Consider the following 12334-nt stretch of genomic DNA (forward strand, 5'->3'; position numbering starts at 1 on the left):
CCGCCGAGGACACCGCCCAGGACGCCGTTGTCGCCCAGCACGCCGCCGAGCAGGCCGCCGTCACCGCCGAGGACACCGCCCAGGACGCCGTTGTCACCCAGCACGCCGCCGAGCAGGCCACCGTCGCCGCCGAGCACGCCACCCAGCAGGCCGTTGTCACCCAGCACGCCGCCGAGCAGGCCACCGTCGCCGCCGAGCACACCGCCAAGCAGGCCGTTATCACCCAGCACACCGCCAAGCAGGCCACCGTCGCCGCCGAGCACGCCGCCCAGCAGGCCGTTGTCACCCAGCACACCGCCGAGCAGGCCGCCGTCGCCGCCGAGCACACCGCCCAGCAGGCCACCGTCGCCGCCGAGCACACCACCCAGCACGCCGCCGTTCAGCAGGTTCGCCACGCCGTCCGTGAGGTAGTCCACTTGCGTATCGACGGCATTCAGCACCGCGGTCGTCGTGCCCGCGCCGAGCACCTGGTCGGCCAGCGGGCTCAGCAGGCCGCCGACGCCGTCGGTCACCTGGCTCACCACACCATCGACCGGGTCGAGCACGTTGGGGCTGTTCGAGTTGAAGGAGGTGCCGAGCACCGGGCCGAGCAGGCCGTCGACCGTGTCCGTCACGCTGTCCGTGAGGCCGACCACCGGCGCGAGCACGTCGCCCAGGCCCAGGTCGCCGAGAACGCCGTGGTTCAGGCCGCTGGCCACGCTGCCGACAATGCTGTCGACCGGGTCGAGCAGCGCCGCGCCGGTGCCCGGCGTGCCGCCGTTGCCGATGCCGCCCACCACACCGCCGAGCACGCCACCCAGCAGGCCGTCGTTGCCCAGCACGCCACCGACCAGACCGTCGTCGCCCAGCAGGCCGCCAACCAGGCCGTCAGAGCCGAGCAGCCCGCCGCCGAGGCCGTCGGCGCCGAGCACGCCGCCCAGGCCGCCGTCGCCCAGCAGGCCGCCGAGGAGACCGTCGTTGCCGAGCAGGCCGCCCACCGGGCCGTTGCCGCCCAGGAGGCCGCCAACCAGGCCGTTGTCGCCGACCACGCCGCCCAGGAGCCCGTCGTTGCCGAGCACGCCACCCAGCAAGCCGTCGTCGCCGAGCACACCGCCGAGCAGGCCGTCGCCGCCCAGGAGGCCGCCGACCGGGCCGTTGTCGCCGAGCAGGCCACCCAGCAGGCCGTCGTTGCTGAGCAGGCCGCCCAGCGCACCGTCGTCGCCCAGCAGGCCGCCGACCACGCCGTTGTCACCGAGCAGGCCGCCGACGGCACCGCCCAGCAGGCCGTTGTCGCCGCCGAGCAGGCCGCCGAGCGGGCTGTCGGTGATCAGGCCGGACACCACGCCGTGCTCGCCGAGCAGGCTGTCGACCAGGCCGCCGTGGCCCAGCAGCTGGCCGGTGAGGCCGTCGCTGCCCAGCAGGTTGGAGAGCGCGCCGTCCTCGCCGAGCAGGCCGCCGACAAGGCCGTCGTCACCCAGCAGGCCACCCACCGCGCTGCCATCACCGAGCAGGCCGCCCAGCAGGCCCTGTTCACCCAGCAGGCCGCCGGTGAGGCCGCCAACTGCGCCCGTGCTGCCGAGCAGACCCCCCACGAGGCCGTCGCTGCCCAGCACGTTGCCGAGCAAACCGCCGACGGCGCCGTCGTCGCCCAGCAGGCCGCCGACCAAGCCGTCCTGGCCGAGCAGGCCGCCGACCAGGCCCTGGTCGTCGAGCAGGCCGGACACGAGGCTGCCTTCGCCCAGCACGTTGCCGAGCACGTCGCCGATGACGCCGTCATCGCCCAGCAGCTGGCCGGTGACCGCGCCGAGGCCCAGGGCGCCGGTCAGGCCGGTCACGATGCCGTGGTCGCCGATGAGGTTCTCCAGGCCGTTGTGCACCGCGTCGGTCAGGTAGTCGACCTGCTGGTTCAGCGAGCCGAGGATCTGGTTGGTGGCGCCGGCACCCAGCAGGCCGTCGAGCGCCGGGCTCAGCGCGCCGCCCACCAGGTGAGTGACGTCGGCGACGGTGTTGTCGACCGGGTCGAACTCGTTGGGGTTGTTGGGCGTAAAGGTGCTGCCGAGCAGCGGGGACAGCACGTTGTCGACCACGTCGGTCACGCCGTCGATCGCGGTGGTCACGGGGGTGAGCGCACCGCCGAGGCCGAGCGCACCGCTCACGTCGTCGATGACATGGCCGATGAGGCCGTCGCCCGGGTCGAGGAGGTGGTCGCCATCGGCGTCGGCGTCGGCGTCCGCATCCGAGTCGGCATCCGCATCGGCATCGGCGTCCGAATCGGCGTCGGCGTCTGCGTCGGCATCCGAATCGGCGTCCGCGTCAGCGTCTGCATCGGAGTCGGCATCTGCGTCTGCATCCGAGTCGGAGTCGGCATCCGCGTCGGCATCCGAATCAGCGTCGGCGTCGGCGTCTGCATCCGAGTCGGCGTCAGCGTCTGCATCGGCATCCGAGTCGGCATCGGCATCGGCGTCCGCATCCGAGTCGGCATCCGCATCCGCGTCGCCGTCGGCATCGGCATCCGCGTCGGCATCGGCGTCGGCGTCCGCGTCGGAGTCGGGGGTGGTGGGCGTCGTCGGGGTCGTGGGGGTGTTCGGATCGCCGGAGGACACGAGCAGCGGGATGCCGGACGTGCCGCCGCCGCCGCCGCCGCCGAGCGCGGCACCCAGCGCCGCGGCACCCAGCGCGCCCAGCGCGAATTCGCCCAGGCCGATGCCGCTGCCGGCGGCGAGCTTCTTGGTCACGGCCAGCGCGGCCGCGTCGGCGTCGCTGTCGGGCGGGGTCACTTGGAGGTCGCCCGAGGCGACATCCACATTCACTTGTTCGAGGCCGCCCGGCAGCTTGGTCGAGCCGATGGTGGCGTCGGTGCCGCCGGTGAAGACGCCGGCCAGCGGCGCCTTGTTGGTGGCCGAGCCGGGGAACAGCACGTTGGCGTGGCCGTCCTGCGGCACGATCACGCGGTCACCGGCAATCAGGGTCTGATTGCCATCGACCGGAATGCGGACACCGTCGCGCATCACTGCGACGCCGGGCGTGGCATTCGATAATGTCCCGATGCTGGCCGGGCCGGCAGCAGCAGCGGGCGCCGCCGAACTCATCGCGCCGGGAGTACCGAGCGGAGTAACGGTGGCCTGGGCAATGACAACAGGAGCTGCGCCGTTGGCGGCGGCAAGTCCTTCGGACGAAACGGTCGATGCTTGTGGAGCGTTCATGGCAGCCTCTGTGACAAAAGATGCCTACTCAGGGGCAACTAGCGTGCCGCTTTGGGCCGGCGCCGTGCCAAGCTGCTTGCCGATGACGCAACCTGTTGATTTGTATGGATATTTTTCTTTTTGACGGCCTGCCGGCCATGTGTGGAAACAGCTCGTAAGCAGGCCATTTCGCGATTCGTTACGTTACGGCGTAACGCTTCGTCACCGGAACGCCGGACACATCGAGCCCCCGCAAAAGCGGTCTTTCGGCTGACGTTTTTTCCCCTTTTCGCCTTCCCTACCCTTCTCGCCTTATCTATATATGTTCAACCCCTCCCAGGAAGACGTGCGCCGCTTCTTCTGCGACGTGTACGCCAAGCACCGGCAGGGCTTGCCGATGGAAGCGCTCGAGACCATCGCCGCCGGCTGGATCGACCAGCACCCCGAATACCACGAGGACCTGGCCGACGCCGACGCGGCGGTCGCTCGGGTCTACGACGGGTCGAACGGGCGCGAGAACCCGTTCCTTCATCTGTCGATGCACCTGTCGATCAGCGAGCAATGCTCCATCGACCAGCCGCGCGGCATCCGCCAGGCCGTCGAGCTGCTGGCCGCGCGGCGCGGCTCGCTGCTGCATGCGCACCACGAGGCCATGGACTGCCTGGGCCAGATGATGTGGGAGAGCCAGCGCGCCGGCCGGCCGCCGGACGGCGAAGGCTACGTGGCCTGCGTGCAGCGCCGCGCGACAAAAGACTAACCCCCAGGCTGCTCGCACTTCGTGTCGCTTCGCCAACCCCCTTGCAGGGGGCAACGCCAGCGGCCCGGCAAAGCCGGTTCCGCGGCGTTCCTGGCGAATACCGGCTAACCGCCGCGCTTCGGTCGGGCCGCTGGCGGCACCGCCCCCTGCTCCCTGGCCGCCTCGCGCAGCAGCGCGGCCATCGCGGCGCGCAATGCCGAGGGCTCGGCATCGCTGCGCTGCAGCAGGCCGACCGGCTCCTCGGTGCCCGCCGTCTCGATGCGCAGCTGCACCAGCCGGCCGTTGGCCAGCTCGCCACGCGCCGCGCCCAGCGGCGTGATCCACACCGCATCGGACACCGCCACCAGCGCGCGCGCCACCGCCACGTCGAGCGTCTGCAGCGCATTGGTCGGCAGCACCAGGCCACGCGCCGACAGGAAGCTCTCGGTGTTGTGCCGCGGGCTCGTGCCTTCGCCGTACACCACCAGCGGATAGCCCAGCACCGCCTGGACCGACGCCGCCTTCAGCGCCAGCGGATGCCCCGCCCGCACCGCGAACACCAGCGGCTCGGTGTGCAGCAGCTCGAAGCTCAGCCCGCCCATCAGGCGCGGGTCGCTCATGCGGCCGACCACCAGGTCGAGCTCGCCGGCGCGCAGCTCGTCGAGCAGCACGCCGTTGGCGGCGCTCTTCACCATGATCTGCACCTGCGGCCAGCCGTCGCGCAACCGCGCCAGCGCAATCGGCAGCAGGGCCGGCGCCACGCTCGGCAGCGCGCCGACGCGCAGCCGCTCGATGCGCCCGCCCGCCGCCGGCGCCACCGCCTGCGCGCTGGCGTCGAGCGCCTCGAGCACGCGCAGCGCATGCGCCAGCAGTTGCTCGCCGGCGGCCGTGAGCCCCTGCACGCCGCGCCGGCCGGCCTTGCTGCGGTCGACCAGCCGCGTGCCGACGATGGCCTCGAGCTCGGACAGCGTCTTCGACACCGCCGGCTGGCTCAGCGCCAGCCGCTCGGCCGCGCGCGCGAGATGCCGCTCCTGCGCCACGGCGACGAGGCAGCGCAGATGGCGCAACTGCACGTTGCGCAAGAAGTCCTGGCGAAGATCGGCGGGGGTTTTCAATGCCTGTTGGTTATTGATAACGGAGCAATCTTCAATTTACATCATCGAACGGTGCTTCGAGAATCTGCGCTTCCGGATTCGTCCCACGACAGGAGACAACGTTCATGTTGACCAAGACCAAGGGCAGCTCGCCCATCCTCACCCCGCGCGACTGGGAAGCCCATCCCAGCTACGTGTACCCCGGCTACAAGTCCACCATGAAGCGCGGCCCGCAGAAGCCGCTGATTCCGCTGAAGGCCTCGCTCGGCGAGCTGCAGCAGCCGGTGTACGGCCACGACAGCATCGGCGAGTTCGACCACGACCTCACGCGCAACGCGCGCAAGAACGGCGAGCCGCTGGGCGAACGCATGATCCTCACGGGCCGCGTGCTCGACGACCGCCGCCGCCCGGTGGCCAACACGCTGGTCGAACTCTGGCAGGCCAACGCCTCGGGCCGCTACGTGCACAAGGTCGACCAGCACGACGCCCCGCTCGACCCCAACTTCCTGGGCGCGGGCCGCTGCCTGACCGACAGCGAAGGCCGCTACCGCTTCCTCACCATCAAGCCCGGCGCCTACCCCTGGGGCAACCATCCGAACGCCTGGCGTCCGCAGCACATCCACCTGTCGCTGTTCGGCCAGAGCTTCGCGAGCCGCCTGGTCACGCAGATGTACTTCCCCGGCGACCCGCTGCTGCAGTACGACCCCATGGTCACCGGCACGCCCGAGCGCTACCGCAACCGCCTGATCGCCGACTTCAGCCTCGACATCACCGAAGAAGGCTACGCACTGGGCTACCAGTTCGACATCGTGCTGCGCGGCGCGGACGAAACGCCTTTCGAAAATCGATGAGCCAGGAGACGCAAACCATGTTGATGACCGCACAGGAAGCCGACTTCGGCCAGACCCCCTCGCAGACCGTGGGCCCCTACTTCGCCTACGGCCTCACCGCCACGCAGTACGGCTACGACTTCGACCAGCCCTTCGACGCCGTGCTCGCGCTCGAGAACGCCAGCGGCCAGCGCATCCGCCTCGAAGGCCGCGTGATCGACGGCGACGGCAACCCGATCAACGACGCGCTGGTCGAGATCAGCCAGCCCGACGGCGAAGGCCGCTATCCGCAGACGCCCGAAGAAGCACGCGCCATCGGCTTTCGCGCCTTTGGCCGCGTCGGCACCGGCACCACCGAGGGCAACCGCTTCGTGTTCCACACCGTGAAGCCCGGCGCCGAGTCGCCCGGCGAGGCACCGCACATCAACGTGATCGTGCTGATGCGCGGCCTGCTGCTGCATGCGTTCACGCGCGTGTACTTCAGCGATGAAGCCGAAGCCAACGCAAAGGACGCCGTGCTGCAGAGCGTGCCGGCCGAGCGCCGCCAGACGCTGATCGCGGAGCGCGTGGAGCAAGGCGGCGCGGTGACCTACCGCTTCGACATCCGCATGCAGGGCGCGGACGAGACGGCCTTCTTCGACATCTGACCTCAGGGAAATCCCGGACAAGAAAATGCCCGCTCGCAGCGGGCATTTCTGTTTTTGCAGCGGGGCTGCTTATTCGGCGCCGTGGTGGATGCGCGACTCGGGCACCGTCTTCAGTTCACCGGGCAGCGAGCTGATGTAGCTGGCCAGCGTCTTGAGCTCTGCCGTGGTGAACTTCTTCTCTTCGACCTGCTGGCCCATCACCGCGTTGGAGCGGCCGAGGTGCGGGTTGTTCTTCACGCGGTAAGACTTGAGCGCGACGAACAGGTAGTCGGCATGCTGGCCGGCCAGCTTGGGCACGGTGCCGTCGTTGGGCGTGTTGAAGTTGGCGCCGTGGCACTTGGTGCAGCTGTTGTCGGCGTTGCGGGTGATGAGCGCCTCGACGTTGGCGGGCGTGGCCTTGGCCAGCGTGGCGGGCGGTGCGCCGCCGTCCTTCAGGCCGAGCTGGCTGTAGTAGGCAGCGAGGTCGGCGATGTCCTGCTCGGTGAGCGTGTCGGCAATGGCACGCATGGTGGGATGCTTGCGGTCGCCGCCCTTGTACGCGGTGAGCGCGGCCGTGATGTAGGTGGCGCTCTGGCCGGCGATCATCGGCACCTTGTGGATCTCCGGAAAGCTGGCCTGGTAGCCGATGATGCCGTGGCAGCCCACGCACATGGCCACCTTCTTTGCTCCGTCCTGGGCCTTGCCAGTGACTTGTTGGGCTTCAGCCGAGACCGTCACGCAAGCGACAGCAAGGGCAAACATCGTGGTCAACAACTTGTTCATTTTGCGCGCACAATCTCGTGGAGAGTACAGTTTTTCGGATCAACATTCGATTATATGCAGGGGTCCCCTGGAACCCTGTGCAGGCCAACCCTGAGGCCGCACGACGCAGATCGAGTGTGTTCTTTTCTCCACCCCAGCCTCAGTCCCACTCATCTCACTCATGAAATTCCAGGGCTCAGACAATTACGTCGCCACGCAAGACCTGATGCTCGCGGTCAACGCGGCCATCACCCTCAAGCGCCCGCTGCTCGTCAAGGGCGAACCCGGCACCGGCAAGACCATGCTGGCCGAGGAAGTGGCCCAGTCGCTCGGCCTGCCGCTGCTGCAGTGGCACATCAAGTCGACCACCAAGGCGCAGCAGGGCCTGTATGAATACGACGCGGTGAGCCGCCTGCGCGACTCGCAGCTCAAGGACCTGGACGGCGGCGAGCGCGTCAGCGACATCAACAACTACATCATCAAGGGCGTGCTCTGGCAGGCCTTCACGGCTGACCAGCCGGTGGCGCTGCTCATCGACGAGATCGACAAGGCCGACATCGAATTCCCGAACGACCTGCTGCGCGAAATCGACCGCATGGAGTTCTACTGCTACGAGACGCGCGAGCTCATCCGCGCCAAGCACCGGCCCGTGGTGTTCATCACCTCGAACAACGAGAAGGAACTGCCCGACGCCTTCCTGCGCCGCTGCTTCTTCCACTACATCAAGTTCCCCGACGCGGAGACGATGAAGCACATCGTCGCGGTGCACTTCCCCGGCCTCAAGCAGGAGTTGCTCACTGCCGCGATGAAGACCTTCTACGACGTGCGCAACCTGCCCGGCCTGAAGAAGAAGCCCTCCACCTCCGAGCTGCTCGACTGGCTCAAGCTGCTGGTGGCCGAGGACATTCCGCTCGAGGCGCTGCAGAGCAAGGACGACAAGGTCGCCGTGCCGCCGCTGGTGGGCGCGCTGCTCAAGAACGAACAGGACGTGACGCTCTTCGAGAAGCTCGTCTTCATGCAACGCAACAACCGCTGAACCCATGAGCGGCCAGAAACACTCCACCAGGCAGCTCATGAAGCTGGGCATCGCCCAGGCGGTGCTCTTCATGGTGGGCGCGATGCTCGGTCGCGGGCTCGGGCTGCTGCTCGGCCTCGACGCCTTCGGCAGCGGCGAATACAACAAGCGCGAGCTCTTCGGCATTGCGCTGATCGGCCTGGGCGGCGGTGCCGGTGCACAGGCCGCGCGCGTCTGGTACGTGCACAAGTACGGCGATCCGCGCGGCTGAAGACTCACGAAGAGAAGGTGCTGAAGATGGCGTTCGTCGAACCTGTCACGCTGAAGGCACGCGGCCTCGCGCTGGTGCCGCTCTCGCTCGAACACGAAGAAGGCCTGCGCGCCGCGGCCGCCGACGGCGAGCTGTGGAAGCTGCGCGTCACCTCCGTGCCCGAGCCGCAGGACACCCGCGCCTACATCGAGACCGCGCTCAAGACCGCCGACCGCTTCGCCTTCGCGGTGACCGACGAGGCCACCGGCACAGTGCTCGGCAGCACCAGCTTCCACGACATCCTGCCGGCGGTGAAGCGCGTGGAGATCGGCTACACGTGGTACGCCGCGCGCTGCCAGCGCACCCACGTCAACACCACCTGCAAGCTGCTGATGCTCGCGCATGCATTCGATGCGCTGGGCTGCAACGTGGTGGGCTGGCGCACCGACAACTTCAACTTCGCGTCGCAGCGCGCCATCGAACGCCTGGGCGCCAAGAAAGACGGCGTGATCCGCGGCCACGCGATGCGCCGCGACGGCACCATCCGCGACACCGTCATGTACAGCCTGCGCGCGGGCGAATGGCCCGAGGTGAAGGCACAGCTGCTGTACCTGCTCGACAAGCCGCGCGGCTGACTGACAGACACACAAGGAGCGCCCCATGCTCATCGACTTCTTCTACACCCTGCGCTCGGCCAAGCTGCCGGTGTCGGTCAAGGAATACCTCACGCTGCTGGAGGCCCTGCAGGCCGACGTGGTGGGCCCGAACTCCGACGGCGCCTACGGCATCGACGATTTCTACTACCTCTCGCGCACCGCGCTGGTGAAGGACGAGAAGCACTACGACAAGTTCGACCGCGCCTTCGCCGCCTACTTCAAGGGCGTGGAGATGCTGACCGACTTCACCAAGGAAGTGCCGCTCGACTGGCTCAAGAAGACGCTGGAGCGCGAGTTCACGGCTGAAGAAAAAGCCAAGATCGAGAAGATGGGCTGGGACGAGCTCATGGAAACGCTCAAGAAGCGCTTCGAGGAGCAGAAGGAACGCCACGAGGGCGGCAGCAAGTGGATCGGCACCGGCGGCACCTCGCCCTTCGGCAACGGCGGCTACAACCCGCAGGGCATCCGCATCGGCGGCGCTGGCAAGAACAAGAGCGCGGTGAAGGTGTGGGACCAGCGCGCCTACAAGGACTACGACGACACGCAGGAGCTGGGCACGCGCAACATCAAGGTCGCGCTGCGCCGGCTGCGCAAGTTTGCGCGCGAGGGGCACGACGAAGAGCTGGACCTCGACGACACCATCCACTCCACCGCGGCCAACGCCGGCTTCCTCGACATCAAGATGCGGCCCGAGCGCCACAACAACGTCAAGGTGCTGCTGCTGATGGACGTGGGCGGCACCATGGACGAGCACATCCAGCGCGTGGAAGAGCTGTTCTCGGCCGTGAAGACCGAGTTCAAGCACCTGGAGTTCTTCTACTTCCACAACTGCGTGTACGACTTCATGTGGAAGAACAACAAGCGCCGCTTCTCCGAGAAGTTCGCGACCTGGGACATCCTGCGCAAGTACAACAAGGACTACAAGCTCATCTTCGTCGGCGACGCGACCATGAGCCCCTACGAGATCCTGCAGCCCGGCGGCAGCGTCGAATACAACAACGAGGAAGCCGGCGCCGAATGGATCCAGCGCCTCACGCACACTTTCCCCAAGTTCGCATGGATCAACCCCGAGCCGCAGGGCGTGTGGCAATACCGCCAGAGCATCGCGGTGATGCAGCAGCTCATGTCCAACCGCATGTATCCGCTGACCTTGCGCGGCCTCGAAGAAGCCATGCGCATGCTGTCGAAGTAAGTAGGACGAAGCCGGCGATCTGGCGGGGCCTTCAGGAACCGGCCGGGCTTGCTGTCAGAATCCGCCCATGGTCAGGGTGGTTCCAGTTTCCTCGCCGGCGTGGTGGCCGGCTTTGCTTTTTTCCGGCGTCCTGCTTCTGCAAGGCTGCAGCCTGCTGCCGAAGAAGGAGCCGTCCGAAGGCAAGCCCGTGGCCGGCCTCGTGCGCGGCGACAGCACCGCAAGTACCACCAAAGACGACAGGAACACGGACGGCAAGAAGGACAAGGCGGACAAGCGCGACGCCTTCACCGTCGACGTGCGCGGCCCCGAGGCCGTGCGCGACTACCTCGCGCTGCACCTCGAAATCCAGCGCTACCGCGAGCTCGACGACCTGGGCGCCACCGAAATCTCCCGCCTCATGGTGGCCGCCGAGGCCAATGCCCGCGAGCTGCTGGGCACCCTCGGCTACTTCACGCCCACGCTGACGCTCGAACTCAACGAAACGCCCCAGGGCGCCAAGGCCCCGCGCGAGATCGTCATCAGCGTCTCGCCCGGCGAGATCACCAAGGTGAGCAACGTGCAGATCAGCTACGGCGGCCCGATTGCCGATGACGCCGCGGCCGAGGCCCAGCGCGACTCGATCCGCACCGGCTGGGCCCTGCGCGCCGGCCAGCCCTTCACCCAGGAGGCCTGGGACGCGGCCAAGACCACCGCGCTGCGCAGCCTCACGGCCAAGCGCTTTCCCACCGGCAACATCGAGATCAGCCGCGCCGAGATCGATGCCGACCGCCAGGAGGCGCGCCTGAGCGTCACCTACCAGTCGGGTCCGGCGTACAAGTTCGGTCCGCTGGTGCTGCGCGGCATCCAGCGCTACGACCCCGACGGCGCGCGCCGCATCGCCCGCCTGCCCAGCGGCCAGGACTACGACCAGCAGAAGCTGCTCGACGCCCAGCAGCGGCTGGCCAGCAGCGGCTACTACGACTCGGTGTTCCTCACGCTCGACACCGAGAGCGGCAACCCGCTGGCCGCGCCCGTCATTGCGCAGCTGCGCGAGGCGCCGTTGCAGAAGGTGGTGCTGGGCGTCGGCTTCACCACCGACAACGGCCCGCGCCTGTCGGTCGACCACATCCACAACCAGGTGCCGCTGCTCGGCTGGCGCGCGGTGTCGCGGCTGTCGGTCGACCGCGACATCAAGTCGCTGAGCACCGAGCTCAACGCCATTCCCGACGACCACGGCTGGCGCTGGTTCTCCGGCGCGGAGCTGAAAAGCGAGCAGTCGGGCAGCTACGTGGTCGACAGCGGACGCCTGCGCGGCGGGCGCAACAAGTCGAGCGACCACATCGACCGCAGCTATTTCCTGCAGTACGACTACGCGCAGAACCGCGGCACCAACGCGCCTCCGTCGGCCTCCGCCGTCACCGCCAACTGGGGCTGGACCGGGCGCTACTTCGACAACAACTCCGCGCCCACGCGCGGCTTCGGCCTTGCGCTGGAAGTGGCCGCGGGCTACACGCTCACCGGCGAGCAGACGCCCTTCACCCGCACCTACGCACGCTGGCTCGGCGTGTTGCCGCTGGGCTCGAGCGACGACAAGGAAACCAACGCGCGCCGCAGCCGCCTGCAACTGCGGCTCGAAGGCGGCGCGGTGGCGGCCAAGGACAGCGCGCAGATTCCCTCCACGCTGATGTTCCTGACCGGCGGCGACACCACCGTGCGCGGCTACAGCTACAAGCAGATCGGCACCGTGCGCGCCGACGGCACCACCGTGGCCGGCCGCTACCTGGGCGTGGCGAGCGTCGAGTGGCAGCGCCCCTTCGTCTACAACAACAAGCTCACCGACTGGGAGAGCGTGATGTTCGTCGATGCCGGCGCCGTGGCCGACAAGCCCGCCGAGCTCAAGCCCAAGGTGGGCGTGGGCGTGGGCGCGCGCTGGCGCAGCCCGGTGGGGCCGGTGCAGGCCGACCTTGCCTACGGCGTGGACAGCAAGAAGTTCCGCCTGCACCTGCGCCTCGGCTTCACCTTCTGATTGCCCG

General features: G+C 68.4%; 10 protein-coding genes and 1 pseudogene. 8 read left to right on the top strand and 3 right to left on the bottom strand.

What is annotated here, in order from left to right:
• Window positions 1-3182 (bottom strand): annotated as a pseudogene (locus QRN67_RS25495) (hypothetical protein); the annotation flags it as partial.
• A 301-nt stretch (window positions 3183-3483) separates the two neighbouring features.
• Here QRN67_RS25495 and QRN67_RS25500 point away from each other — a divergent pair.
• Window positions 3484-3918 (top strand): DUF1841 family protein, encoded by a 435-nt coding sequence (locus QRN67_RS25500; protein ID WP_081271722.1) that lies wholly within the window; start codon window positions 3484-3486, stop codon window positions 3916-3918.
• Between the two features lie 104 nt (window positions 3919-4022).
• Here the strand turns inward: QRN67_RS25500 and QRN67_RS25505 are convergent, their stop codons facing one another.
• On the bottom strand, window positions 4023-5012 hold the full coding sequence (locus tag QRN67_RS25505) for a LysR substrate-binding domain-containing protein (RefSeq protein ID WP_285414102.1): 990 nt from the start codon (window positions 5010-5012) through the stop codon (window positions 4023-4025).
• 104 nt (window positions 5013-5116) lie between these two features.
• On the opposite strand from QRN67_RS25505, the gene pcaH reads away from it, so the two are divergent.
• On the top strand, window positions 5117-5842 hold the full coding sequence (gene pcaH / locus QRN67_RS25510; RefSeq protein ID WP_081268829.1) for a protocatechuate 3,4-dioxygenase subunit beta: 726 nt from the start codon (window positions 5117-5119) through the stop codon (window positions 5840-5842).
• A 17-nt stretch (window positions 5843-5859) separates the two neighbouring features.
• Complete coding sequence (pcaG, locus tag QRN67_RS25515) at window positions 5860-6468, top strand: protocatechuate 3,4-dioxygenase subunit alpha (protein ID WP_285414103.1); 609 nt, start codon at window positions 5860-5862, stop codon at window positions 6466-6468.
• Between the two features lie 69 nt (window positions 6469-6537).
• On the opposite strand, the gene QRN67_RS25520 is transcribed toward pcaG, so the two are convergent.
• Window positions 6538-7230, bottom strand: a complete 693-nt coding sequence (locus QRN67_RS25520; protein WP_081268830.1) for a c-type cytochrome — start codon at window positions 7228-7230, stop codon at window positions 6538-6540.
• A gap of 160 nt (window positions 7231-7390) precedes the next feature.
• On the opposite strand from QRN67_RS25520, the gene QRN67_RS25525 reads away from it, so the two are divergent.
• The 5 genes from QRN67_RS25525 to QRN67_RS25545 all read left to right on the top strand — a co-directional run bounded on the left by QRN67_RS25525 (window position 7391) and on the right by QRN67_RS25545 (window position 12327).
• Window positions 7391-8245: an AAA family ATPase gene (locus QRN67_RS25525; RefSeq protein ID WP_081268831.1), complete on the top strand. Its 855-nt coding sequence runs from the start codon at window positions 7391-7393 to the stop codon at window positions 8243-8245.
• A gap of 4 nt (window positions 8246-8249) precedes the next feature.
• The gene (locus tag QRN67_RS25530; RefSeq protein WP_081268832.1) at window positions 8250-8495 is read left to right on the top strand and encodes a hypothetical protein; all 246 of its coding nucleotides are present in this window, start codon (window positions 8250-8252) and stop codon (window positions 8493-8495) included.
• Between the two features lie 26 nt (window positions 8496-8521).
• Window positions 8522-9109, top strand: a complete 588-nt coding sequence (locus QRN67_RS25535; protein ID WP_285414105.1) for a GNAT family N-acetyltransferase — start codon at window positions 8522-8524, stop codon at window positions 9107-9109.
• 25 nt (window positions 9110-9134) lie between these two features.
• Window positions 9135-10322: a vWA domain-containing protein gene (locus tag QRN67_RS25540; protein ID WP_081268833.1), complete on the top strand. Its 1188-nt coding sequence runs from the start codon at window positions 9135-9137 to the stop codon at window positions 10320-10322.
• Window positions 10323-10389: 67 nt separating this feature from the next.
• Window positions 10390-12327, top strand: a complete 1938-nt coding sequence (locus QRN67_RS25545; protein WP_081268834.1) for an autotransporter assembly complex protein TamA — start codon at window positions 10390-10392, stop codon at window positions 12325-12327.
• Window positions 12328-12334 lie beyond the last annotated feature (7 nt).

The sequence above is a fragment of the Variovorax sp. efr-133-TYG-130 genome (assembly GCF_030208835.1).
Lineage (GTDB): Bacteria > Pseudomonadota > Gammaproteobacteria > Burkholderiales > Burkholderiaceae_C > Variovorax.

Bases quoted from the DNA above. Each gene is read 5' to 3' on its own strand.
- pcaG (WP_285414103.1), top strand. From the start codon at position 5,860: ATGTTGATGACCGCACAGGAAGCCGACTTCGGCCAGACCCCCTCGCAG.
- pcaH (WP_081268829.1), top strand. From the start codon at position 5,117: ATGTTGACCAAGACCAAGGGCAGCTCGCCCATCCTCACCCCGCGCGAC.
- QRN67_RS25535 (WP_285414105.1), top strand. From the start codon at position 8,522: ATGGCGTTCGTCGAACCTGTCACGCTGAAGGCACGCGGCCTCGCGCTG.
- QRN67_RS25545 (WP_081268834.1), top strand. From the start codon at position 10,390: ATGGTCAGGGTGGTTCCAGTTTCCTCGCCGGCGTGGTGGCCGGCTTTG.
- QRN67_RS25540 (WP_081268833.1), top strand. From the start codon at position 9,135: ATGCTCATCGACTTCTTCTACACCCTGCGCTCGGCCAAGCTGCCGGTG.
- QRN67_RS25530 (WP_081268832.1), top strand. From the start codon at position 8,250: ATGAGCGGCCAGAAACACTCCACCAGGCAGCTCATGAAGCTGGGCATC.
- QRN67_RS25500 (WP_081271722.1), top strand. From the start codon at position 3,484: ATGTTCAACCCCTCCCAGGAAGACGTGCGCCGCTTCTTCTGCGACGTG.
- QRN67_RS25520 (WP_081268830.1), bottom strand. From the start codon at position 7,230: ATGAACAAGTTGTTGACCACGATGTTTGCCCTTGCTGTCGCTTGCGTG.
- QRN67_RS25525 (WP_081268831.1), top strand. From the start codon at position 7,391: ATGAAATTCCAGGGCTCAGACAATTACGTCGCCACGCAAGACCTGATG.